23 protein-coding genes are annotated in these 23,508 nt (G+C 66.0%); 9 read left to right on the forward strand and 14 right to left on the reverse strand.

The features are described from left to right. On the reverse strand, nucleotides 1-2,436 hold a 2,436-nt coding region (locus FNL14_RS12875), incomplete at its 3' end, for a S1 family peptidase (protein WP_142060632.1). Next, on the reverse strand, nucleotides 2,433-3,152 hold the full coding sequence (locus FNL14_RS12880; protein ID WP_255470822.1) for a tyrosine-protein phosphatase: 720 nt from the start codon (nucleotides 3,150-3,152) through the stop codon (nucleotides 2,433-2,435). The genes FNL14_RS12880 and FNL14_RS12875, both read right to left, overlap by 4 nt. A 152-nt stretch (nucleotides 3,153-3,304) precedes the next feature. Between FNL14_RS12880 and FNL14_RS12885 the strand changes: the two genes are divergently transcribed. Then, nucleotides 3,305-4,219, forward strand: a complete 915-nt coding sequence (locus FNL14_RS12885) for an SGNH/GDSL hydrolase family protein (RefSeq protein ID WP_142060633.1) — start codon at nucleotides 3,305-3,307, stop codon at nucleotides 4,217-4,219. 18 nt (nucleotides 4,220-4,237) lie between these two features. On the opposite strand, the gene FNL14_RS12890 is transcribed toward FNL14_RS12885, so the two are convergent. Continuing rightward, nucleotides 4,238-4,846: a GNAT family N-acetyltransferase gene (locus tag FNL14_RS12890; protein ID WP_142060635.1), complete on the reverse strand. Its 609-nt coding sequence runs from the start codon at nucleotides 4,844-4,846 to the stop codon at nucleotides 4,238-4,240. 76 nt (nucleotides 4,847-4,922) lie between these two features. Between FNL14_RS12890 and FNL14_RS12895 the strand changes: the two genes are divergently transcribed. Beyond that, complete coding sequence (locus FNL14_RS12895) at nucleotides 4,923-5,156, forward strand: DUF6480 family protein (RefSeq protein WP_091416890.1); 234 nt, start codon at nucleotides 4,923-4,925, stop codon at nucleotides 5,154-5,156. 9 nt (nucleotides 5,157-5,165) lie between these two features. Here the strand turns inward: FNL14_RS12895 and FNL14_RS12900 are convergent, their stop codons facing one another. The 5 genes from FNL14_RS12900 to FNL14_RS12920 form a co-directional block, all read right to left on the reverse strand. Then, nucleotides 5,166-6,038: a 3-hydroxyacyl-CoA dehydrogenase family protein gene (locus tag FNL14_RS12900; RefSeq protein ID WP_142060637.1), complete on the reverse strand. Its 873-nt coding sequence runs from the start codon at nucleotides 6,036-6,038 to the stop codon at nucleotides 5,166-5,168. Beyond that, nucleotides 6,035-6,850, reverse strand: a complete 816-nt coding sequence (locus tag FNL14_RS12905) for an enoyl-CoA hydratase/isomerase family protein (protein ID WP_142060640.1) — start codon at nucleotides 6,848-6,850, stop codon at nucleotides 6,035-6,037. Before FNL14_RS12905 ends, FNL14_RS12900 begins: the two co-directional genes overlap by 4 nt. After that, entirely contained in the window at nucleotides 6,850-8,076 is a 1,227-nt protein-coding gene (locus FNL14_RS12910) for a thiolase family protein (protein WP_142060641.1), read from the reverse strand. The genes FNL14_RS12905 and FNL14_RS12910 overlap by 1 nt, the downstream gene beginning before the upstream one ends. Nucleotides 8,077-8,260: 184 nt before the next feature. Beyond that, on the reverse strand, nucleotides 8,261-8,872 hold the full coding sequence (locus FNL14_RS12915) for a pentapeptide repeat-containing protein (RefSeq protein ID WP_255470823.1): 612 nt from the start codon (nucleotides 8,870-8,872) through the stop codon (nucleotides 8,261-8,263). A 77-nt stretch (nucleotides 8,873-8,949) separates the two neighbouring features. Continuing rightward, nucleotides 8,950-9,411: an SRPBCC family protein gene (locus FNL14_RS12920; RefSeq protein WP_091416902.1), complete on the reverse strand. Its 462-nt coding sequence runs from the start codon at nucleotides 9,409-9,411 to the stop codon at nucleotides 8,950-8,952. A gap of 141 nt (nucleotides 9,412-9,552) precedes the next feature. Here FNL14_RS12920 and FNL14_RS12925 point away from each other — a divergent pair, with 141 nt between their 5' ends. Further along, nucleotides 9,553-9,729 (forward strand): CsbD family protein, encoded by a 177-nt coding sequence (locus FNL14_RS12925; RefSeq protein WP_050053911.1) that lies wholly within the window; start codon nucleotides 9,553-9,555, stop codon nucleotides 9,727-9,729. 129 nt (nucleotides 9,730-9,858) lie between these two features. Here the strand turns inward: FNL14_RS12925 and FNL14_RS12930 are convergent, their stop codons facing one another. Further along, a complete protein-coding gene (locus FNL14_RS12930; RefSeq protein WP_142060661.1) occupies nucleotides 9,859-10,914 on the reverse strand; it encodes a DNA polymerase IV in 1,056 nt (351 codons plus the stop codon). Between the two features lie 121 nt (nucleotides 10,915-11,035). Between FNL14_RS12930 and FNL14_RS12935 the strand changes: the two genes are divergently transcribed. Further along, complete coding sequence (locus tag FNL14_RS12935) at nucleotides 11,036-11,761, forward strand: dienelactone hydrolase family protein (RefSeq protein ID WP_142060643.1); 726 nt, start codon at nucleotides 11,036-11,038, stop codon at nucleotides 11,759-11,761. A gap of 182 nt (nucleotides 11,762-11,943) precedes the next feature. Here the strand turns inward: FNL14_RS12935 and FNL14_RS12940 are convergent, their stop codons facing one another. From FNL14_RS12940 to FNL14_RS12960, 5 genes are all read right to left on the reverse strand, one after another. After that, nucleotides 11,944-13,404, reverse strand: a complete 1,461-nt coding sequence (locus FNL14_RS12940) for an amino acid permease (RefSeq protein ID WP_091416909.1) — start codon at nucleotides 13,402-13,404, stop codon at nucleotides 11,944-11,946. Between the two features lie 174 nt (nucleotides 13,405-13,578). After that, a complete protein-coding gene (locus FNL14_RS12945; RefSeq protein WP_142060645.1) occupies nucleotides 13,579-13,914 on the reverse strand; it encodes a Rieske 2Fe-2S domain-containing protein in 336 nt (111 codons plus the stop codon). Beyond that, entirely contained in the window at nucleotides 13,911-16,424 is a 2,514-nt protein-coding gene (nirB, locus tag FNL14_RS12950; protein WP_142060647.1) for a nitrite reductase large subunit NirB, read from the reverse strand. The genes FNL14_RS12945 and nirB overlap by 4 nt, the downstream gene beginning before the upstream one ends. Next, nucleotides 16,424-16,771 carry a molybdopterin oxidoreductase gene (locus tag FNL14_RS12955; RefSeq protein ID WP_142060649.1) on the reverse strand — a complete coding sequence of 116 codons (348 nt, stop codon included), beginning with the start codon at nucleotides 16,769-16,771 and terminating at the stop codon, nucleotides 16,424-16,426. The genes nirB and FNL14_RS12955 overlap by 1 nt, the downstream gene beginning before the upstream one ends. 125 nt (nucleotides 16,772-16,896) lie before the next feature. Then, a complete protein-coding gene (locus tag FNL14_RS12960; RefSeq protein WP_142060651.1) occupies nucleotides 16,897-18,606 on the reverse strand; it encodes an ABC-F family ATP-binding cassette domain-containing protein in 1,710 nt (569 codons plus the stop codon). A 267-nt stretch (nucleotides 18,607-18,873) separates the two neighbouring features. Here FNL14_RS12960 and FNL14_RS12965 point away from each other — a divergent pair, with 267 nt between their 5' ends. From FNL14_RS12965 to FNL14_RS12985, 5 genes are all read left to right on the forward strand, one after another. Further along, nucleotides 18,874-19,635 (forward strand): CPBP family intramembrane glutamic endopeptidase, encoded by a 762-nt coding sequence (locus FNL14_RS12965; RefSeq protein WP_142060653.1) that lies wholly within the window; start codon nucleotides 18,874-18,876, stop codon nucleotides 19,633-19,635. 184 nt (nucleotides 19,636-19,819) lie between these two features. Then, nucleotides 19,820-20,260 carry a VOC family protein gene (locus FNL14_RS12970; protein WP_142060655.1) on the forward strand — a complete coding sequence of 147 codons (441 nt, stop codon included), beginning with the start codon at nucleotides 19,820-19,822 and terminating at the stop codon, nucleotides 20,258-20,260. Between the two features lie 22 nt (nucleotides 20,261-20,282). Further along, entirely contained in the window at nucleotides 20,283-21,236 is a 954-nt protein-coding gene (locus tag FNL14_RS12975; RefSeq protein WP_142060657.1) for a 1,4-dihydroxy-2-naphthoyl-CoA synthase, read from the forward strand. A gap of 13 nt (nucleotides 21,237-21,249) precedes the next feature. Next, nucleotides 21,250-22,476 carry an AMP-binding protein gene (locus FNL14_RS12980; protein WP_142060658.1) on the forward strand — a complete coding sequence of 409 codons (1,227 nt, stop codon included), beginning with the start codon at nucleotides 21,250-21,252 and terminating at the stop codon, nucleotides 22,474-22,476. A gap of 69 nt (nucleotides 22,477-22,545) precedes the next feature. Beyond that, nucleotides 22,546-23,427, forward strand: coding sequence for a 1,4-dihydroxy-2-naphthoate polyprenyltransferase (locus tag FNL14_RS12985; RefSeq protein ID WP_091416929.1), 882 nt, complete (start codon nucleotides 22,546-22,548; stop codon nucleotides 23,425-23,427). The last annotated feature ends 81 nt before the right edge of the window (nucleotides 23,428-23,508 follow it).

The following is a 23,508-nucleotide window of genomic DNA, read 5'->3' on the forward strand; positions in this document are numbered from 1 at the left end:
TCCCGAGGTATTGGCGAAGTCCGCCGGGTTGCTGGCGGGCGGGAGTACGACGGCGGCGGGCGGGTCTTGCGCCGGAGCCGGCGGTACCGGCGGGGCCGGGTCAGCCGGGGGCGGGTCCAGGACGAAGGATGAGGTAGCCGGTGCCGAGGACAGTTCATCGAGGGCCTGGGTTACGGAAACCGTGTGGGTTCCGGGGGCCAGTCCGTCAGGAAAGGGAACTTGCCAGGTTCCGCCCGCAACCAGCTCCAGCGGAACCAGGGCCGTTGCCGGCGACCGGGACCCCGCCGGGCCGCCCGATGTGGGGCTGCCAAGGGGCTTGCCATCGATCGACACTGTCACCTCTGCCCCCTCCGCACCGGTGCCGGAAATGGTTCGCGGCAGGTTGTCCTGGCGGAAATGCTGCCCGTCATTGATGCTTGCGATGACAGGACGCGGGGGCGTTACCTGGACTGTTGCCGTGGCAGCAGCGCTGTCGGCCGTTCCCGGCGAGGACAGCACGGCCTTGGCCGTTACACTGCCGAAAGCTGGCGTGCCTGCCACGCTGGCCGTCCAGTGCCCGTCCAGGCCTACTGTTCCGGAAGCAGCCACATCGCCTGACACGGTGACCGTTGTACCCGGAGCGCCCGTTCCGGAAAGCGTGGTCAACTCCATCAGGGGCTGGCCGGCGGGAGCCGCGATCGTGGGGGCGGCCAGGGGAGCCGGCGCAACCTCTGCCGTCAGCAATGCGGTCTTGGAACGGCTGTGGCCACTAATCGTTTCAGCCTGGAAGGTCAACGAACCAGCAGGCCATGGAACGTTGAAGCTCCAGTTGCCGGCATTGTCCACCGGCACGTCAAAAGGGTCGTGGCCGGGCAGGGCAATGCGGACGGCGGTACCTGCCGCAGAGGCCGGCTCCGCGGGAATCCGTCCCGAAATTGTCTGCCCCGCCTGCACGGTTTCCCCAGGCGCGGGCGAGGTCAGCACCGGCTTGTTCAGGAAGACTTCCAGCTGGTACCCGGGCAGCACCTCGAGGGCGTCCTGCAGTGTGGCTGCCAGGGCGAAGTTCTGTGCGCCTCCGCTTTCCCCGGCGGAATGGATGCCCACTGCGAAGTTTCCGCTGATCCAGGGGCCGCCCGAGTCGCCGCCAGCCGACTGCACATCCAAGGACAGGAAGCCCCTGATAGCCCTGAGATCCTTTTGGTCGGCTGCATAGTTGTTCCCCTCAATGAGGTAAATCCCAACCTCGCTGATAGTGCCGCACGACCATCCGGTCCGCCAGCCGGAACGGCACACGTCCATGCCGATCACTGGGGCAGCCGCGCCGATGATTTTGACGTCCGGTCCAGGGGCAGCCTGGTCGTTCCACGTGGTAACAGCCGGCAGCGGGTCCAGGTCTGCGCGTAGGGCACCTATGACCGAGACGTCCGTTCCCACGTTCCCTGGGTCTGTGGCGTTATTGGGCTGCAGTACGGGGGTGTTGCCCGGTCCGCCGAATTGGCTGAACTCAAAGTTGCCCAGCAACCCTGCCCGCGCCCCCTGCAACAACAAGTCAGCGGTTTTGGACGCGCCGTCCTCGCCACAGTGCCCAGCGGTCAGGACGGCAGGCAGGCCAGCCGGGGCGAATGCGGAGAAACCTGTCGAACAAATCCATCCGCTGTCCGCTGCATAGCCCACCCCACCCAGCACATCGGCTTCCGGCTTCAAAGGGGCGCCCGGCGCCAGTTCCACGTTTGCGTACCTGGACACGAATTCCGACGGTGAGATCTTCCCGGTGCCCGTTTCCGTCGCCGCGGAAGCCGTAGCGGCCGGCGTGGCGGTGCCTGCCGATTCCGGCGTGTTCACGCCCCCGGTCCTGATGACAAATTTGGAGCCAGTGCTGGCTACCGCCTGCAGGCCCGTGATACCGACGTCGCGCACATAGGCCTGGAAAAGCTGCTCGGTGCTGGCGGCAAGTTCGGACCCGGGCGCCAAGGATGCGGATGCTGCTGATTCAGGCGCAGCTGCCGCTTCCAGTTCCAATGGAAGGTCAGGAGCGGCGGCCATGAGCCCGTGTACGGCTGCCTGCAGTTCGGCTCCGAAGCCCGTCACGATGATCCTGGAGTCTTTCACCCGGATCCCCGTGTAGCCAGGGACGGCGCGGAGCTTCACGGCGGCTGCCTCTGCCCGGACGCTCAGCTCCCCCGCCGCGTCGAACTGCTCCGGGGTGGCGCCGAGGTCGCGCTGGACCGCATCCGCGAGACCGGCTGCGGAAATGCCGCCGGAAGCGGCGGGCACCGGGGTCTCCGTGGCGGGGCTTGCTGCTGAGCTTGCAACGGGGCTGGTGGCCCCACTTGCCTTGTCATCGCCCGCCGCCCATGCCGGAGCAGCCGCGTAAGCGGAGGCAGCGAGCAGGCCAGTAACGGCGCTTAGGGAGAGGGCACGGCGCAGTTTGTTCACGTTCAGGTGGTCCCTGTTCATCGTGGCACCCCCGCTCCGCAGAGGGATAGAACGGCGTCAAGGTCGGCGGAGGTGAGTCCGTTGCGCAGCAGGAAGTTGCGGGTGTCGAGGCCCCGCACAAACTCAACAACGGCGTCGCCGCGCTTCTCCAGCAAGGGGACCAGTTCGTGTTCCTCAACGTAGCGCTCGCGGTCGTGCGGCGGTCCGTGGGTACGGTAGCGCTCATTGATGCCACGGGCTGCCCGCCGGTAGCCTTCGGCGATGTCCTGGTCGGAGTCCCCCGCCAGATCCTGCACCATGGCCGCCACCATTCCGCTGCGATCCCGGCCGGCGGCGCAGTGCAGCACCACGTCGCCACGGGCGGATGCAGCCGCGAGGGCCTTGAAGACGCCCGCCAGCTTTTCAGGAAAGATCCGGGCGTTGTCCGCATAGTAGGCGGGGTCGTTGAGGTATGGGCCGGCGAGTTGCGTGAAGCGGGGATCGCCCGGTTCTTCGGTGGGTGCCGAAACCACTGTGATACCGGACCAGGCGGACTCGGGCACCGGGGGATCGGTTTCGCGGCGGCGCGCCTCCGCAGCGTTGCGGAGGTCGATCACGGTGCGGATGCCGCCGTCGTACGCCTGCCGCCAGCCCGCCGCCGTCAGCCATTCGCGCCGCCCCATGCGGTAAACACCGCCCGCGACATGCCACGCATTGGCAGCACCATCCCAGCCCATGGACCCGTCCGCTCTCTTCATCCGGACAGCTAATCACAGGGGTTAGGTAGGGTGCACGTCACGTTGCGGGGAGTGTTGGGCAAATATGGGTACTTGTGGCCGGTGACGGGCGGAACGGGCAGGCGTACGGTGGCACATACCTGCCCGCTTCCCGCCGTCCAAAGGAGAACCCCATGGAAAACAGAGCAGTACGACGGCGTCGCTCGGCTTTCGCCGCTTTCCTCGCCACCCTCGTCATGGCACTTGGCTTCACAGCGGTCCCCGCTGACGCGGCGCCGCAAGAGCAGGTGGACTATGTGGCGCTGGGTGATTCGTATACGGCGGGAACGGGCGCGGGCGAACCCCTGCGCCCGCCAAATGTTGATTGCTGGCAGAGCCAACCCGGATACGTCGATCTTGTGGGAGCCAGCGGCAGGATAAAACTGGCAGCGAACGGGGCCTGTCACGGCGCGGTCCTCTCCAGGCTGAGCCCAACGTATGACCCCGTCATCTATACGCCAACTGTGCAGGAGCAGATTCGCTCCTTGGTCGCCCGGAGGGACCTATCCCGTAGAACCGAGCTTGTCTCGATGACCGCGGGCGCTAACGATCTTGGTTTTGCGCGCGTGTTGGGGGTGTGCGCCTTCTCGGACGAGGCCACATGCAGCGCGGCCGTGACAGCCGCAACTTCACCCAAGGCGCTAGGGTTCCTGACGGCAAGCCTGATTCAAACGTATGGAACCATCCAAGTAATCGCACCCAATGCGAGGATTGCGGTGCTTGGGTACCCCTTGCTATTTGCCCCGTCTAGTCCTTTCGCGCCCATCCCACCAGCAAATCAAGCGGCAATGAACCAGGCCACCTTGGCGGTGAATGGAACCATCGCACAGGCTGTTCGAAAAGTCGATGCTTTGCCGCTGACAGATATAAAGTTCGTCGACGTAACTAGCGAGTTTGCAGGCCATGCGGTCAACACAGCGGAGCCCTGGTTGCAACTAGATCCAAATAACTTCGCGGCCGATTACAACTTCCACCCCAACAAGGAAGGCCACCGCGCTTACGCGTCCGCGCTGCTGGAGGCGGTCAAACCGGCACAGCTAGTGCGGTAACCAGTAACTGAAAAACCCCTACCCGCGCCGGGCCAGCCGGTATTCGAGCCCGGCGCGGACCATGGGCCATTCGTGTTCCAGGATGGAGAACACCACGGTGTCGCGGAGGATGCCGTCCCGGGTCCTTGAGTGGTTGCGGAGTACGCCGTCCTGCTTCGCGCCGAGCCGCGCGATGGCCTCCCGCGACTGATGGTTAAGCCAGTGCGTCCGGAACTCCACGGCGGGGCAGCCCAGCACCTCAAACGCGTGGCGCAGGAGCAGCAGCTTCGAGTCCGGATTCGTCCCGGTCCCCTGCACGGAAGCGGCATTCCACGTGGAGCCGATCTCCACGCGGGGAGTCCCGGCGTCGATATTCATGTACGTGGTCATGCCGACGATCCTGCCCGGACCGCCCGTTGCCGGATCGATCAGCCTGGTTGTGAACGGCACCATTGAGCCCTGCTTTTGGAGGGCGAGCCGCCGGTCAATTTCCGCCGCCATCTCCTCAGGAGCCGGCACCGAGGTGTACCAAAGCCGCCACAGCTCACCGTCCGCAGCAGCCTCCACCAGTCCGTCGTGATGTTCCGCGGCCAGCGGCTCGAGGGTTACATACCGCCCGGTCAGGGTAAGGGGTTCTAGGAAAGTCACTGCACCAGCCTAAGGTCCAACCTCCGCAGCCCATTACGCGGGGAACGGACCCCGGCAAGCGAACGAGGGAGATGACGTGTCAGGACACAATCCGGATCCGGAAGAGGACAAGCTGACTGGCCTGGAGCCGGGAGGCGGCGTACCGCCGGGCGAGACGCCGCCCGGGGAAGCCTCCACCAGCACCACGCAGGGCCATGACGAGCACGGCACGAAGAAGGGCACACAGGTCGCCGTGATCGCTGCGATCGCGGTGGTGGTCCTGCTGGCGCTGCTCTACTTCGTGGGCTACATCGTCGGGTTTTTTGACTAGCCCACGGCACTAGCGGGACCAGTCAAAAAAGCCTTTCCCGGTTTTGCGCCCCAACTCGCCCCGCGCGACTTTGTCCTTGAGGATCTGCGGCGGGGCGAAGCGCTCCCCCAACGTGGAGTGGAGGTATTCCGCGATGCCCAGCCGGACGTCCAGCCCCACGATGTCCGTGGTTTTCAAGGGCCCGGTGGGGTGCTTGTAGCCAAGGACCATGGCTGCGTCGATGTCCTCCGCCGACGCCACACCCTCCTCCACCATGCGCATCGCCTCCAAGGCGATAGCAACGCCCAGCCGTGAGGATGCGAAGCCGGGAGCGTCATTAACGACGACGGCGGTCTTGCCGAGTGCCTCCACCCAGCCTTTCGCCGCGGCAGCGAGTCCGGCAGACGTGCGCTTGCCGAGTACCACCTCGATGAGCGTGGACGCCGGAACCGGGTTGAAGAAGTGCAGGCCCAGGAAGTTTTCGGGCCGCTTCAGTTCCCCGGCCAGGCCGTCCACGGACAGGGACGAGGTGTTGGACGCCAGGTACGCGTCCGCGTCCAGCCGCTCCTCGATGCCGCGCAGCGCCGTGACTTTCAGGTCCCAGTCCTCCGGGACCGCTTCGACCACCAGTTGCCGGTCCTTGAACGCGTCGTAATCCACACCCACGGCCAGCCGGGACACGAGCTCGTCCAGGTTCACATCAACGACGCCGCGCTCGATGCTTTTGGCGGCAGCAGATTCAACGCGTTCCCGGGCGGCCTCTGCAGATGGCTCGTCGCGCTCAACGACCAGCACGTCGGCGCCCTTGACGAGGAAGGCGTGGGCGATGCCGGCACCCATGCGGCCCCCGCCCAGGACACCAACCTTCGACGGCAGGCCAGGGGAAAGCTGTGGTGTGCTCATGATTTCTTCTCCCGGGTCTCGGTATCGGCACTCTTGGCGGCCTTCTTCTCAGCGTTCCTGTCGAGGAACTTCTGCATCCGGTCAAACTTGGCCTCGGACTCAAAGAGGATGCCCTGGGCCAGCTGGTCTATGAGCGGATGCGCCTCGGCGGGTGCATGGAACACAGACTTGGTGATCCGCACCGCCAGCGGGTCCTGGCGGCCGATGCGGTCCGCCAGGTCATGGGCCGCGTCCAGCAGTACTTCGGGCTCGTGGATCCCTGTAATGAGGTTCACCGCGAGGGCTTCGTCCGCGCCAAGGACCCGCCCGGCGAGAAGAATCTGCTTGGCTACGGGCTCCCCCACCAGTTCCTTGAGCCGCCAGCTCGCACCGGCCGCGGCGAGGATGCCCAGCCCGGTTTCGGGGTTGCCGATCCGGACGGCGGGAGTGCCGATCCGGAAGTCGGCAGCGTAGGCGAGCTCGGCCCCGCCGCCCAGGCAGTACCCGTCGAGGGCCGCAATAACAGGCATGGGCAGCTTGGCGATCCGGACGAATATGGTCGAGTTGATCCCCTGCAGCGCATCATCCCGGCGCCGCTCGCGCAGCTGGGCGATGTCCGCCCCTGAGGCAAACACACCGTCCACCCCCGCGAGGATCAGCACCTTCGGATTCTGTTCCAGTGCCGTGCAGACCACGTGGAGTTCATCCACCATTTGCTGGTCGATCGCATTGCGCACCTCGGGCCGGTTGAGGAGCACCACCACACGGTCGGTGCGCTCCTCCACCAGCAGCGCATGGAACTTCTCCGCCGCCAGGTCCACAGCGGCCGCCATCAGACCTTCTCCAGCAGCATCGCCGTACCCTGGCCCACGCCAATGCACATCGTGGCCAGTCCCACCCTGGCATCCTCCCGCTCCATCCGCCCCAGCAGCGTGATGGCAATCCTGGCCCCGCTGGAACCCAGCGGATGCCCCAAAGCGATGGCACCGCCGTCGAGGTTCACGATGTCCGGGTCCAGGCCGAGCCGGCGGATGCATGCCAGGGATTGCGTGGCAAAGGCTTCGTTAAGTTCGACGGCGTCAAGGTCACCTACGCTCAGGCCGCTCCGCTTCAGGATCTTCTGCGTGGCGGGCACGGGGCCAATGCCCATGATTTCCGGCTCGCAGCCGGCCGAGGCGCCGTCGATGATCCGGGCGCGCGGCGTCAGGCCCAGCCGTTCGATGGCTGCCTCGGAGGCGACGATGATTGCTGAGGCGCCATCATTCAGCGACGAGGAGTTGCCGGCCGTGACCACGCTGCCGCCGTGAGTGACCGGCTTCAGTCCGGCAAGCACGTCCAGGGTGGTGCCCTCGCGGGGGCCCTCATCCGTGTCCACTACATGCTCGGACTTCCGGGTCTTCACCGTGACCGGGACGATCTCGTCCTTGAACCGGCCGGCAGCGATGGCGTCCAGGGCGCGTTGGTGGGAGCGGACGGCGAAGGCGTCGGCGTCCTCGCGCGAAATCTTGTCCACGCGGGCCACTTCCTCGGCGGTTTCCGGCATGGAATAGGTCATTTTGCCGTCACGGGACAGCTCGCCCTTGTGGAACCGAGGATTGGTGAAACGCCAGCCGATGGATGTGTCAAAGATCTGGCCCGGCTTGGCGAAGGCTGCGGTGGGCTTCTCCTGGACCCATGGCGCGCGGCTCATGGACTCAACGCCGCCGGCAATCACAATGTCCGCGGCGCCGGCCTTGATCATGTGGCTTGCCTGGATGATGGCGCTCAGACCGGACGCGCAGAGCCTGTTGACGGTGATGCCCGGGATATGGAGGGGCAGCCCTGCGAGCAGGGTGGCCATCCGCGCCACGTTCCGGTTTTCCTCGCCGGCCCCGTTGGCGTTGCCCAGGATCACTTCGTCGATGCTGTCCGGATCCAGGCCCGCCCGGTTCACCGCTTCCCGGACTACCAGGGCCGCCAGGTCATCGGGGCGGATGGACGACAGCGCGCCGCCGTATTTGCCCACCGGCGTTCGGACCCCGCCAACAAGGAAAGCCTGCGGACCTGCGGTTGCAGCCATGGAAACACCCTTCACGCGATAAACAGCACTGTCATCTGCGGCCGGCAGCTCCCTCAACCAAGTAGCGCGAAGTGTCGTTTTGAGGGTCCAAAACGACAGTTGGCGCTACCCAGTTGGGTTCACTTACCGACCGTTCGTTCTGTAAATAGTACACGGCAGGTGTCTGAAGTGGATACCAGCGGTCCTAGATGACCGTGACGCCCAGATGCGCCGCGAGCAGGGGCGCCAACAGGCCCAGCTGGTATTCATCGACCACCACGCCGGCCAGGCTGCCGAGCCCGCTGATGCTCCGGAATTCGGTGCCGCGGAGATCGAAGTCCTTGAGCCTTGCCCCGCTGAGGTCCAGGGAACCGATGGTGCAGTTCTTCAACGCCACCCGGGTGCCTGCCGCAGAACCGAGGTCCAACTCGTTGATGATGCAGTCGGTGATCAGCACGTCCGTCAGCTTGGCGCCCCGCAGGTTGAGGAAGTCCAGCTTGCCGCCGTCGATCCGGACCGACTGCCAGCCGCTCTCGTACAGTTCCGCGGATCCCAGGCGTGGGTTCCGCAGCTCAACGTCCCGCCAGGTGGTCCGGGCTGCCCTAAAGACGGGCGCGTACAACTCACCCAGGATGCAGTCTCGAAAGGAGGAACCGCGCAGCTGGGTGTCGTTAAAGGAGACGCCCTGGAACTCGCACTCCGCAAAATCCGTGCCGCCCAGTTCCAGGCCGTCGGCCTCCACACGGCTGTACCGGCCGCCGTCGTGCCTTGCACCGCGCCGGAACCCCTCCCCGGGATCCTCGGTGAGGTCCGCCAACACAACAGGCGAAAGCCTGGGCGCAGTAACTTTTAACCCCGCTTTAGCAGCGCCGCCTCGACCGGCTGGGGCCGCCACTAGGAAAGCGATTCCGCTTTAGCCGCGATCTCCGTCAGGTCCTTGGTGAGGGCCTTCCTGGTGGCGGCCATGCCCATCCTGCCGAACAGCAGCATCATGATTTTGCTGGCGGCGGTGGGCTTGATGACCTCGGCGCCGAACGTGAGGGTGAGGTCGGTGCCGCCGTCACGCGGGGACAGGCTGAACCGGGTGGTGTAGTCCGCACCGCCCTGCTCGGCTTTGACGGTGGTGCTTCGGCCCGGCTCGGCTTCGGCCACCCACATCTCCACCGTTTCAGCCTTGCCGAACATCTTCCGGGTCTCCTTCCAGCGCGTCCCCTCGCTGTATGGGCCATCGGTGAGGAGCTGGACGGAATCAACCCCGGAAAGGGTAGCCGCCGAGCCCGGGATGTCCGTAATAACGGACCAGACTTTTTCCGGTGGCGCCTGAATGTGCTGGGTGAGGCTCATGCTGTGGTCCATGCTCCGAGCCTAGCCGCGGGCCCAGACAATCAACAGGCGCCCCCACCGCCCGGAAAACGGAAGGCTTGAAATAGTAAGCAAGCTTCGTGTTAGTGTGAAAAGGCACTGTTTGATCAACGGAAACGAAAGGAGGCCACCACCATGGGCCTCGGAGACAAGATCAGTAACGCAGCAGAAGACCTCGGCGGCAAGGCCAAGGAAGCAACGGGCAATGCCACCGACAATGACCGTCTGAAGGCTGAAGGCCAGACCGACCAGGTCAAGGCTGACGCCAAGAAGGTCGGCGAAAGCGTCAAGGACGAGTTCAAGCGCGACTAGCATCTTCCTGCGGCAGTCCGGCTCTACCGGGCCGGCTGTAACAGAGCGAAACGGCGGCGGATCCCCAGGGATCCGCCGCCGTTCTGTTTGTCCATGTCCAGGTCCGGGGGAAGCCACCCGACGGAACCATCACCATCCGCTGCGGGTAGGGGTATGCCCTTGCCGGGAGTCCTCAGGCATCGTCATTTCGGCCCGCAACCCCAGGAGCCGGATGGGGCGGTCCGGCTCGATTTTCGCCATAAGGTCGAGGGCCCGGGCGAGCACTTCCTCCGGAACTGAGGTCTCGGGAATCTTCCGGGCGTACGTCTTGGTGATGAACGGGGCGTAGCGGACCTTGAGCGTCAATCCGACTACCGGGCGCCCCTCGGCTGCGACGTCCTCCAGCACATGCGCCGCCAGTTCCCTGACTGCCTCCTCGATCTGCCCGGGTTCCGTGAGGTCCCGCTGGAACGTGGTTTCCCGGCTGTGCCCGCGCGCCACCCATGGCGTGTCATCCACCGTCCGCGAACCGTCGCCCCGCCCAAGCTGGGCGTACCAGGGTCCCATCCTCGGTCCGAACTCGGGGACCAGGTCATCGGGGTTGGACGCCGCAAGCTGGGCGACGGTCTTGATGCCGAGCGTGGCAAGGCGGCGCGAGACCTTCGTTCCCACGCCCCACAGGTCGATGGTGGGCCGGCTCCCCATAACCTCGAGCCAGTTCTCGCCGGTAAGCCGGAACACGCCTGCAGGCTTGCCGAACGTCGTCGCCACCTTGGCCCGGACCAGCGTGTCACCGATGCCCACGCTGCAGTGCAGCCGGGTCTCTTCTAGGACGGCACGCTGCATCTGCCGGGCATAGGCCTCGGGATCCTCGGCCTGCACCCCCACAAACGCTTCATCCCAGCCCAGCACCTGGACTGTGGCGCCAGGTTGCGCGCGAAGCACCGCCATAACGTTGTCCGATGCTTCCAGGTAGGCCTCATGGTCCACGGGCAGGATCACGGCGTCGGGCACTTTCCGGGCGGCGATGCGCAGCGGCATCCCCGAGCCCACCCCATACGCCCTGGCCTCGTACGAGGCCGTGGATACTACCGCCCGCTCGGTGGGATCGCCGCGGCCGCCAACAATCAACGGTTTGCCCGCGAGCTCGGGCCGGCGCAGCACCTCGACGGCCGCGATGAACTGGTCAAGGTCCACATGCAGCACCCATGGTTCACTCACAAGCCCCAGTCTGCCCCGGCCGCGCACGCGGCACCACTGCCACGCCGCCCGCCAGGTGGAAACGCCGACGGCGGGACTCCCCTCCCAGACGCGGTTAGCCTTAGCCATGACCTACGCAGACCTGAGCGCCGAGAGCACCGCGGCCGGCGGCTCCCCCTCCCTGGGCGGCTACCTTGCCACACCGCCCGGCCCCGGCCCGTTTCCCGGCGTCGTAATGATCCACGAAGCGTTCGGGCTGAACGACATGACCCGGCGGCATGCGGACCGGCTGGCCAGTGCGGGTTACCTGACCCTCGCGCTTGACCTGTTCAGCGAGGGCGGCGCGCGCCGCTGCCTGGTCAGCACTATGCGGAGCATGCTCAAGGGCAGCGGGCGCCCCTTCACGGACCTCGCCACAGCCCGGACATGGCTGGCCGAAGCGCCGCAGTCCAACGGAAAGACCGGCGTCATCGGCTTCTGCATGGGTGGCGGCTTCGCACTGCTCGCAGCCCGCGACGGCTTTGACGCCGCCTCGGTCAACTATGGCCGGCTGCCCGGAGACCTGGAGGACGCACTCCGCGGCGCCTGCCCCATCGTGGCCAACTACGGCGGCAGGGACACTACGCTCAAAGGTGCCGCCCACAAGCTCGAGGAAGCCCTCACCAGCCTCGGGATCGAGCACAACGTCAAGGAATTTCCCACTGCCGGCCACTCCTTCCTCAACGACGCCGACCTTGGCCCTGCCGCACTCCGGCCCTTGATGCGGGTCATGGGAATCGGCCCGGACCCCGAGTCCGCCCCCGAAGCCTGGCAGCGGATCGAGGAGCACTTTTCCCGCTACCTGAAGGACTGAGCGCGCGGCGAACAGTCCAGCCCGGTTTTTAGCGGCAAAACCGGGCTGGACGGAGGCCGTTACGCTGCCCGCCGGTAAAAACTGGGCTGGAGTGGGCTGGAGAAACGGCAACGGCGGGCCGCCCCGAAAGGGTGGCCCGCCGTCGTCGCGGTTTCTACAGGCTAAACGGCCTGCACGAAGAGTTAGCTGTACAGCTCGCTCTTGGGCTGGTTGTTCTTGACCTTCTGCCAGCCCAGCCACAGGACCACCGCGAAGAACGGGATGGTGGCCAGGGTCCAGAGGCCCAGGTAGAACACCTCGCCGCTCTTGCTGGTCATGGTGTCGAAGCCGATCAGCACCGTGATGGCGAGCAGGCCCACCAGGCCGGCCCAGCTGGTCCACGGCGAACCGGGCATCGGCAGGCTGGACGTAACACCCTTGCGGTGGCGCAGCACAATCTGGCTGGCGAAGATGGAGCCCCAGCAGAAGATCACGCCGATGGAGGCCGAGTTGAGGGCCAGGTCGAATGCGTAGGAGCCGCCGAGCCAGATGTTCAGCAGGATGCCCACCAGGTAGAAGGCTGCAATGGCAAGGATGGCCGCGTACGGGACGTGGCGCCTGGACATCTTGGTGAGCCACTGCGGGGCGTGGCCGTTGTTGGCCATGGTGCGGAACACGCGGCCGATAGAGTACAGGCCGGAGTTGCAGGAGGACAGGGCGGCGGTGATCACGATCATGTTCATCACGTCGCCCACCCAGCCCAGGCCCATCTGGCCGAAAACGGTGACGAACGGCGAGGTGCCGGCCACGTACTGGTCCGAGGGCAGCAGCATGGCGAGCAGGGTGACGGAACCGACGTAGAACACCACAATGCGGAGTACGACGGCGCGGATCGCCTTGGGCACTTCGCGTTCCGGGTTCTGCATCTCGCCGGCGGTGATGCCCACCAGTTCGATGCCGTTGTAAGCGAAGATCACGGCGTTGAGGACCAGGACCATCACCAGCGCGCCCTTGGGGAACATGCCGCCTTCAGCGGCGAAGAGGTTCGCCACCGAGGCATGGCCGTCGCCCACCTGGGCGTTGGTGACCACCATATAGGTGCCCACGGCCAGGAAGATCAGGATGGCGCCCACCTTGAGGCAGGAGGCCCAGAATTCGAACTCGCCGAACGCCTTGACGCTGAGCAGGTTCACTGCCACCAGGAGCGCCAGCGCGGCGATGGCGGAGGCTTCCACCGGGACATTGGGGAAGAAGAACTGGAAGTAGAGGCCTATCGCGATGAGTTCGGCGATGCCGGTCATGCCCCAGTTGATGAAGTACATCCAGCCGGAGAGGTAGGCGCCCTTTTTGCCGAACATTTCGCCTGCGTAGCTGACGAACGAGCCGGAGGTCTGGCGGTACATGATGAGCTCGCCCAGCGCCCGCATCAGCAGGTACGCGATGACGCCGGCGATGGCGTAGGAGAAAATCAGGGCCGGACCGGTGGAGGCCAGGCGTCCGCCGGCACCCATGAACAGGCCGACGCCGATGGCGCCGCCCATGGCGATCATGGTCACATGGCGCCTGCCCAGCGTTTTGCTGTAGCCCTCGGCGCTGAGGGTGGGGTCGACGGCGGTGGATGGTGCCGTGGGGTTCTGGAGGTCTGTGGGGGTACTTTGAGGCACAACGGTTCCTTGTGGGTTGGGGGTTGGCCGCATCCGGGACACGAATGATTCCGCTCACAAAATTCGGGGAAATGCCTGTTGGGCATCCGAATGTGATCGGAATCTCTCGTGGCGCCGAAGCTTCGAGCGGCTCGTCTATCTTACAAGATGCAAAGGGGTGCTACGTGACGCGCGCTACACCGGCATCTGCAGGACCAGATTCTGCTGCCCGTCCGTGGAGACTTCGTAAGGGCGGAGGTTGTCCGCGCCGGTGGTGGAACAGCCTGTGGCCAGGTCGAATGCGTGCTGGTGCAGCGGACACACCACCACATTGAGGTCAATGGTGCCGTCGGCCAGCGGGCCTCCCTTGTGCGGGCAGACTGCAGGGAGCGCCCGGAGCGAGCCGTCGCGGAGCCGGAATACGGCCACCTGCCCGCCGTCCACCGCAAAGGCCCTGCCTTCGCCCGGCGGAATCTGCTCCACCGGGCCCAGCACATGCGCCTTCCCTCCTGTTGCCATCTCGGCGCTCATCGGACGGGCACCTGTGGGAGCACAGTCAGGGGCAGCGAGGTGCGGAACTGCCCCGGCGTCATGGGGTCCGTGCGTTCTGCCCACGGGTCCTGGTAGCTGTCGACGGCGTCCTGCATCGCCGCGTCCAACTGCGCCGCGATGCCCTCCGAATCGGCCACAATGACATCCCGCAGATGCTCGATCCCTACCCGCGGAACAAACGCGTAGGTCCGTTCCAGCCAGTTGGCGCGTTCCCGGTAGTACTGCATGAACCTGCCCGTGAGAATCTTGACCTCTTCGGGATCATCAACGGTGGCAAGGAGATCGCCCTTGCGGATGTGGGCGCCGGCAGCACCGCCCACATAGATCTCCCACCGGCCGCCTTCCACAGCCACCACGCCAACGTCCTTCACCAGCGACTCGGCACAGTTCCGGGGGCATCCCGACACCGCCAGTTTCAGCTTGGCCGGCGCCTCGATCCCCTGGAAACGAGATTCGATCTCAACGCCCAGCTTGGTGGAATCCCCTGTTCCGTAGCGGCAGAAGTCCTTGCCCACACAGGTCTTCACGGTGCGGAAGCTCTTGCCGTATGCATAACCCGAAGGCATGTCCAGGTCCGCCCATACCTGGGGCAGGTCCTCCTTGCGGATCCCCAGCAGGTCGATTCGCTGCCCGCCGGTGAGCTTGATCAGCGGGACGTTGTGCTTTTCGGCAACATCGGCGATGCGGCGCAGCTGCTGGACGCTCGTCACGCCGCCCTTCATCTGCGGCACCACCGAGAAGGTGCCGTCACGCTGGATGTTGGCGTGCACGCGGTCGTTGATGAACCGGGCGTCGCGTTCGTCAATGTATTGGTCTCCAAGCATCATCTTCAGCAGCGAGGCAAGCCCCATCTTTGACTTTGCATCCTCGCCGCCGGGCGCGAGCGCCTGGAACACAGCCGAGACCGAACGCAGCCCCCGCTTCCGGATTTCCGCCATCAGTTCCGCCTTGTCCAGCGGGATGGCCGGGACGTAGTAGCTGGCCGCCGCGTCCTCGGCCACGTCTCCATCGGCCGCCCATTCCACCACCTGCCGCACCAGCAGCTTGCACGAGCCGCACCCCTTGCCGGCGCGGGTGGCCTCCATGGCTCCCGCAACGGTGGTGCAACCGCCCTGCACAGCGTTTACCAGCGCTTTTTTGCTGACACCGTTGCAGTTGCAGACCTGCGCGTCGTCGCTGAGATCGGCCACTCCGGTGTCCCCGCCGGGGGTGCCGAGATCGAACATCAAACCGATCCGTTCCTCGGGCAGGGGCAGCCCGTGGTCGTACGCCCGGGTCAGGTAGGCCACCTTCCGGCTGTCGCCGAGGAGCGTGGCGCCCACCATCTTGTTGTCCCGCACCACGATGGATTTGAAGACGCCCCGGCTGGGTTCGGAGAAGACAATGTGCTCGTCGGTGTCGAGTTCCGGCCCGTGGAGTCCCATGGAGGCAACCTCGACGCCGGCCACCTTCAGTTTGGTGGCCGTGCGTGAACCCAAGTACAGGGCGGAGGTGTCAGTCCCTGTGACCTGGTTGGCCAGCACCACGGCCTGCTCCCACAGCGGCGCCACCAGCCCGTACACCTCTCCACGGTGCTGAACGCACTCCCCCACCGCGTAGATGTCGTCCTCGTCCTGCACCCGCAGCCTGTCATCCACCACAATCGCCCGTTCCACGGGCAGGCCGCTCAGGACTGCCAGGTCCACGTTAGGGCGGATTCCTGCAGCCACCACCACCATGTCGCACGGGATCACGGTGCCGTCGCGGAGGCTGACCCCGGTGGCCCTGTCGCTGCCCAGCACAGCGGTAGTGCGGCTGCCGGTAAGTACCCCGATGCCCAGGGCCTCCACGCTGCGCCGGAGCACCGCACCGCCGTCGGGCCCCATCTGGGCGCTCATCAGGTGACCGGCCGAATGGATCACCTCAACCTCGATGCCGTGACTCCGCAACCCGTAGGCTGCCTCAAGTCCCAGCAGTCCGCCGCCGATCACCACCGCCCGGCGGTGGTGCTCATGCTGGGCATAGGCCACCATTTTGCGGGTGTCATCGATGGTGCGGAACCCGAACACGCCCTGCTTGACCTGCCCGCCCGGGGTGTAGAGCCCGTCCATCGGCGGCATGTGGGAGCGGCTCCCGGTGGCGATGATCAGGGTGTCGTAGGGGGTCACCCTGCCGTCGCTGGAGAAGACATGCTTCGTGAAACGGTCGATCCTGTCCACCCTCACTCCGGCATGCAGTGTGATGCCGTTGTCCCGGTACCAGGACAGGGAGTTGAGGAAGATGTCGGCGTCGCTTTCCTCGCCGGAGAGGACGTGGCTGAGCATGATCCGGTTGTAGTTTCCATACGGCTCATCGCCGAACATGGTGATGCTGAACTGTGCGGCTCCCCCGCGGGCCAGGATTTCCTCCACGGCCCGGGCTCCGGCCATACCGTTGCCGATCACCACCAGCCGCCGGCGCGGGCCCTGCGCGGACGAACGGCTACGTGGAGTCTCCAGCAGCCTGGTCATCAGTGCTCCACCATGCCCAGGTCAATCACCACGGACCCGGTGACGCCCTCTGGGGCCGCAATGTAAAGCTCGACGGCGGACCCGCCCTCGATGTCCTCCACCACCCGCAGCGGAACATGGACGTCGCTCTTGGCTCCGATGGGAAAGTACCGCATGGGCACGCCGTTGCGCAGCAGGACAACCGTGATCAGTTCGGAGCTTGAGTTACCTCCGCGGAAGTACAGCGTCTGGTTGATCACCCCGTCCGGGACGTAGTGCGAGAGTTCGCTGTGGATGGGCACCGGCTTTTCCATGCCCGCGCCCTGGAAGTGGAAGATGCCTTGGAGGAAAAGGTTCTTGGTCAGCATGGGCATTCCCTTTCGGCCGGCAACAACTGTTACCGCCCATCCTGCGCCGCCCATGTTTCAGCCTGCCGGTTTCCCGGTAACGATCCTTTAACGCAAAACTCACGGTTTTTCCGGGCCTGTGAGGTTCAGGCCGGCGCGAGCACGCCCCGGTCCATCGAGTAGCGGATCCAGCGCCCCGTGGCGCTCCCGCCGTTGCCTTCCCCGGCGGACTGCTGGCACGCGGCGAACCATTTCCGGAGGGCGCGGTCGTGGCTGACCATCACCACGGTTCCGCTGAACACGGCGAGCGCAGCCTCCAGCTGTTCCACCAGGACGGGCGCCAGGTGGTTGGTGGGTTCGTCCACAATCAGGGTGCCGTAGCCACCGAGCAGCAGCCGGGCAAGGGCCAGCCTGCGCTGCTGGCCGGCGGAGAGGCTGCCGACAGGAACATGGAACTCGCTGGTGCGGAACAACCCCAGCCCGAGCAGGGCTTCGGCATGTTCGTCGATGTTGCCGCCCAGGCCCGCCGCGAACGCCGGAAGCAGCCGGAGCGACGGACGCGGCGGCAGTTCGAGTTCCTGCTGCAGGTAGCCCACCCGTTCGGGCCGGGTGACACTTCCGACGGCGGGCGCCAACGTTCCGGCGAGCACCGACAGCAGCGTGGACTTGCCCGCACCGTTCGGCCCGACGATCAGGATCTTTTCGCCCACGCCGGCCTGGAAATCCGTAGGTTGCAGGCGTCCCGGCACGCTCACGGCGAGGGCAGTCAAGGGGGCCTCCAATGGCACCTGCTGCGCAGGCGCCCCGGCGGTGCTGGTGCCGTCTGGCGAGGCTTCATATCCCATCCCTGCTGGCGGCGCGAGCCGCAGCGGCACGGGCGGCTGCTCCACCGGGCTGGCTTCGAGCCGCCGCAACCGCTCCCGTGCATTGCGGACCTGGCTGCTCGCGGCCCGTTCCCAGGTGCCCGTTTTGAAGCCGAACGCCATTTTGTCGGCGTCGCGTTTGCGGCCGTACCCCATGTTCCCCGGCCGCGTTTCCGCCTGGAGCTTCTCGGCTGCCATGGCGTCCAGCCAGCCGTGGTACTGCTGGACCCAGCGCTGGCGTTCGGCGGCCTTCTCGCGGAGGTAGCCGTCATAACCGTTGCCGTAGCGGGTCACAGTGCGGCGCTCAGCATCGACTTCGATGATCGTGGCGGCCACCTTGCGGAGCAGCATCCTGTCGTGCGAAACCACCACCACGATGCCGCGGTGCGCTGCCAGCCGTTCTTCGAGCCATGCCACGCCGCGGGCATCGAGGTGGTTGGTGGGTTCGTCCAGGAGCAGGATGTCCGCGGGGTCGGCCAGGACGCAGGCCAGGGCCACGCGTTCCTGCTCGCCGCCGGACAGTGATCCGAGTGTCCGGCTCCGGTCCAGGCCGCCCAGGCCCAGCCGGTCCAGCGCAGCTTCCACCCGGGATTCCGCGGCATAGCCTTCCCGGAGCTGGTATTCGGTCTGCAGCCTGCCGTAGGTTTCCAGGTCGTCGTCTGCGGCGTCGGCCAACCCGGCCTCGAGCCGGTCCAGTTCCGCTTCCAACGAGCGGAGGGAGGCGAGGGAAGCGTCAATGGCATCACCCACACTGAACGACTCCGGCAGCCCATGGGTCTGGGCGAGATATCCAACCCGGCCGCTGGTGGTGGCGGTGCCTTCCTGCGGCGGCTCATGCCCGGCCAGTATGCGCAGGAGGGTGGATTTGCCGGCGCCGTTTTCGCCCACCACCGCCACGTGCTCGCGAGGGGTGATGGCCAGGTCGATGTGGTCCAGCAACAGGCGGTCGCCGTAGCCGTGGGAAACGCCGGTAAGGTTCAGGTGTTCAGTCAAGGGAAGTCCTCGCAAAGTTCCGAAGTGCGGCCGCGGGAGCGAGTCCGGAAGATGGGGCGCCCGGCCAACGGCCTTGGATTTTGGGGGAACAGTCCGGCGTGGCCGGGCTGTTGTCAGGACTTCATCGCTCCAGCCTGCCTGCCAGCGCCTACTGAGTCAAGCGGGAGTCAATCGGCTATCCCACCCAAGTAGCCCGCAATTGACGTCCCCGGCCGCGTTTTTGACTGCGTTACCTGCGAGCCAGTTGGGTGGGGATAGGCTGAAACCATGGCCACCGTTCACCGCCGACCACCCGCACCACAGCCGCAGCTGTACCGGTTTTCACCCCTCGACTTCGCCGCGGTGGGCCTTTATGTCGCAATTGCGGGGTTCTTCGCGGTGGCCGGCGAACTGGTGGCGCCCGTCCTCCGGCAGCTCGCGCCCACGGCCGCCGCCGCTTCCTACGCCATGAACCTGCTGTTTTATGCCTCAGTGGGAATTCTCGCGCTCCTGGCGGCACGCAAGGTAGTTGGCCGTGACCTGCGGGTTCTTGCAACCCGGCCCTGGTTCACCCTGTTGATGGTGCCTGCGGCTGTGATCGCCATGATGATCCTCTCGGCCATCGCGGTGGCAGCCAGCGGCAGCGTGGCGACGTCCGAGAACCAGGCCGGACTCCAAGCCTTAATGCAGCAGGTCCCGGCGTGGCTGATGGTCCCGCTGCTGGTGGTGGTCGGCCCGTTCGTGGAGGAATACATCTTCCGCCACCTGCTGATCGGGAAGCTGAGCCGCCGGATCAACATCTGGGTGTGTTGTGTCCTGTCCGTGTTCCTGTTTGCGGCACCCCACATCGTGGGTAAGGAAGCACTGACGCTGACAGTCCTGCTGCCCTACCTGGCCATGGGCGCCACGCTGGTGTTCGTGTACGTCTGGACCGGGAAGAACCTGATGTTCTCCTACTTCGTCCACGCCGCCAAGAACCTGCTGGCGGTGGTGTTCATCTACGCCATCCCGCCCGAGGTCTACGAACAGCTCCAGCAGGTCCAGGCCTGAAACCAACGCGGGGTCAGATCCGGCCCTTAAAAGCCCCATTTTTGGGCAAGGTCTGACCCCGCGTTGCTCCCCAAGCCCGCAAGCCCGCAAGCCCGCCCAGGGCACCCTGCGGCGTGGGCACCCATTGCTGTCCGAGGCCTCTTGGGCCCTGTCGAAAAGGCCCGGGTCCACGTAGCTTGGGGGCATGGGACTGAATATCCAGATTGTTGTTGACTGCCGCGATCCCCACCAGTTGGCCCAATGGTGGGCCGAATCCCTCGAGTGGGCAGTGGAGCCCCAGGACGAGGGCTTTATCCGGTCCATGATTGAGCAGGGCTACGCCACCGAGGACCAGACAACAACCCACAACGGCAAGCTCGTGTGGGCCACCGGCTGCGCGATCCGGCCGCCCGAGGAGCTGGAAGCGAAAGCACCGCAGCGGCGGATTCTCTTCCAGACGGCGCCGGAGGGCAAGACCGTCAAAAACCGCGTGCACTGGGACCTCAACCTCGCCGGCCGGGACAAGGATAAGGTGCGCCGGGAGCTCGAATCCCGCGGCGCAACATTCCTCTGGACAGCCAATGAGGGCCCGCATTTCTGGCACACCATGGCGGACCCCGAGGGCAACGAGTTCTGCATCAGCTGACCCCGATTACTAGACTTGGACGGTGAGCAACCAAATCCCCGCCTCGGTGTCCGACGTCTTCGATCCAACCCGCTGGCGTGTGGTGTCCGGCTTTGACGACTTCCAGGACATGACCTACCACCGCCAGGTGGAAAGGGATTCCGACGGCGGCTGGGTGCGTGACCTGCCCACGGTCCGGATCGCTTTCGACCGGCCCGAGGTCCGCAACGCCTTCCGCCCCGGCACCGTTGATGAGCTGTACCGGGCCATGGACCATGCGAGGATGTCCCCGGACGTCGCCACCGTCCTGCTCACCGGCAACGGGCCCTCCCCCAAGGACGGCGGGCACTCCTTCTGCTCGGGCGGCGACCAGCGGATCCGGGGCCGGGACGGCTACAGGTATGCAGATGGCGAGACCCAGGAGAGCATTGACCCGGCCCGCGCCGGCCGGCTGCACATCCTGGAAGTCCAGCGGCTCATGCGGACCATGCCCAAGGTGGTCATCGCCGTCGTCAACGGCTGGGCAGCCGGCGGCGGACACTCCCTGCACGTGGTGGCGGACCTCACCATCGCTTCCCGCCAGCACGGGAAGTTCAAGCAGACGGACGCCACCGTAGGCAGCTTCGACGCCGGTTACGGCTCAGCCCTGCTGGCGCGCCAGATCGGCCAGAAGGCCGCCCGCGAAATCTTTTTCCTTGCGCGCGAATATTCCGCAGAAGACATGGTTCGGATGGGTGCCGTGAACGAGGCCGTGGACCACGAACGCCTCGAAGAGGTTGCCCTGGAGTACGCGGCCGATATCGCCCGGCAGTCACCGCAGGCCATCCGGATGCTCAAGTTCGCCTTCAACCTTGCCGATGACGGCCTGGCCGGCCAGCAGGTGTTCGCCGGCGAAGCCACCCGGCTGGCCTATATGACGGACGAGGCGGTGGAGGGCAAGGAGGCGTTCCTGCAAAAACGCGATCCCGACTGGTCCGGCTTCCCGCACTACTTCTAAGGGAGGACCGGCAATGAGCACCGAACCCACAGGCCCCCAAGCGAACACCGCACCAAGCGGCGCCCTCAACATCGATCCCGCACTGAAGGCCCTGGCTGCCGCCCTCCACGGCGAGGGCCCCGCCGTCGAACTATCCGTCGACCAACAAGGCAACCTGGTGGTGGGCCATGTGGAAACGCCCGGCTGCGACGACGCCGTGGCCGTGGTCCGCACCTCCGGGTCCACCGGCACACCGAAGGCCACCGTCCTCACCGTTGAATCCCTGGCCGCGTCCTCCATGGCCACGGCACTGGCGCTCAAGGGCGAGGGCCAGTGGCTCCTGGCGCTGCCCGTGCAGTTCGTCGCCGGCATCCAGGTCTTGGTCCGTTCCCTCTTCGCCGGCACCCGCCCGTGGGTGATGGACATGTCTGGCGGGTTTACGCCTGAAGCCTTCACTGCTGCCGCCCTGGAGTTGACCGATAAGATCCGGTTCACTTCGCTGGTCCCCACCCAGCTGCAGCGGCTGCTGGAGGATCCGTCGCCGGAAACGCTGGCTGTGCTCCGCCGCTTCAATGCCGTCCTGCTGGGTGGGGCACCTGCTTCCGCTTCGCTGCTGGCCGCTGCCAGGGATGCGGGCGTCCGCGTGGTCACCACCTACGGCTCCGCCGAGTCCTCCGGCGGCTGCATCTACAACGGCTATCCGTTGGAAGGTGTCTCGGTCCGGGTGGACGGGGACGGCCGGATCCTGCTGGGCGGCGACACCATCGCCGCCGGCTACCTGGAGGCCCCGGACCAGGAGTCCGGCACCTTCTTCGAGGAGGACGGCGTGCGCTGGTACCGCACCAGCGACCTCGGCACCATCGACGAGGACGGCCGCCTCACCGTCCTGGGCCGGGCCGACGACGTCATCATCACCGGCGGCATCAAAGTGTCTGCCGCGCACGTGCAGGAAGAGCTGGAAAAGTCCGACGGCGTGGCCGCGGCTTTTGTGACCGGCGTCCCGTCCACTGAGTGGGGCCAGGCGGTGGCGGCTTACGTGGCACTGGCCGGTTCCGGTACGGGTGCCGGGCCGGCCGAAGCCGGCGGCTCCACGCCAAGCCGGGACCACGCCGTCGTCCTCGAACAGGAGTGGCACCGGACGCTGGGCATCCTTGCACCCAAAACCGTGCTCGCTGCCTCCTCGCTGTTGTTGCTCCCGAACGGCAAGCCCGACCGGCTGGCCATGGCCGCCAAACTGAACGCCCTGCACCAGGGAAAGTAAAGTAGACCTGCACCACCGGGCAGGGCCCCCACCCTGCCGCCTTCCCCAAACCAACGCGAGGTACTGACCGTGGCCACAGCCGCACAATGGATCCAAGGCGCCCGACTCCGGACGCTGCCCGCTGCGATTGCGCCGGTGCTGATCGGCTCCGCCGCCGCCTACGAGATGGATTCATTCCTTCTGTTCAACGCCATCCTCGCCGCCCTCGTGGCGCTCCTGCTGCAGGTGGGCGTGAACTTTGCGAACGACTACTCGGACGGGATCCGCGGCACCGACGATGACCGGGTGGGCCCGCTCCGCCTTGTTGGTTCAGGCGCCGCGAAACCCGAGCACGTCAAATATGCCGCCTTCGGTACGTTTGCCGCCGCCATGGTTTTTGGGCTGATCCTGGTGGTGATCACCCAGAGCTGGTGGCTGATCCTGGTGGGGCTGGGCTGCGTCATGGCAGCCTGGGGCTACACCGGCGGCAAAAACCCGTACGGCTACATGGGCCTGGGCGACGTGTTCGTGTTTGTGTTCTTCGGGCTGGTGGCCACACTGGGCACCACCTACACGCAGGCGGGGCAGATCAACCTGCCGGCCATCATCGGTGCGATCGGCACCGGGCTGATCGCCACGGCGCTGCTAATGGCCAACAACGTGCGGGACATTCCCACCGATATGCAGGCGGGCAAGAAGACCCTGGCCGTGCGGCTGGGTGACAAACATGCCCGGGAGAGCTACGTCCTGATGCTCGCCGTGGCGATCATGCTGGTGGTGATCCTGGCGCCCGGGCGGCCGTGGATGCTGATCGTCCTGCTTCTGATTCCGGCCTGCCTGATGCCGGCATGGCTGATGATCAACGGCCGCAAGCGCAAGAGCCTGATCCCGGTCCTGAAGCAGACCGGGCTGATCAACCTCGGCTACAGCGTGCTGTTCGCGCTGGGCCTGGTGCTCAGCCACGGGTTCTAGGCCGCGGCGTAACTGGGTCCCGGCCGGGCTGGCTAACGGGCGGGGCCGGCTAGCGGGTGGGGCCGGCCCCGCCCGTTAGCC

This window comes from Pseudarthrobacter sp. B4EP4b (assembly GCF_006680095.1).
GTDB lineage: Bacteria > Actinomycetota > Actinomycetes > Actinomycetales > Micrococcaceae > Arthrobacter.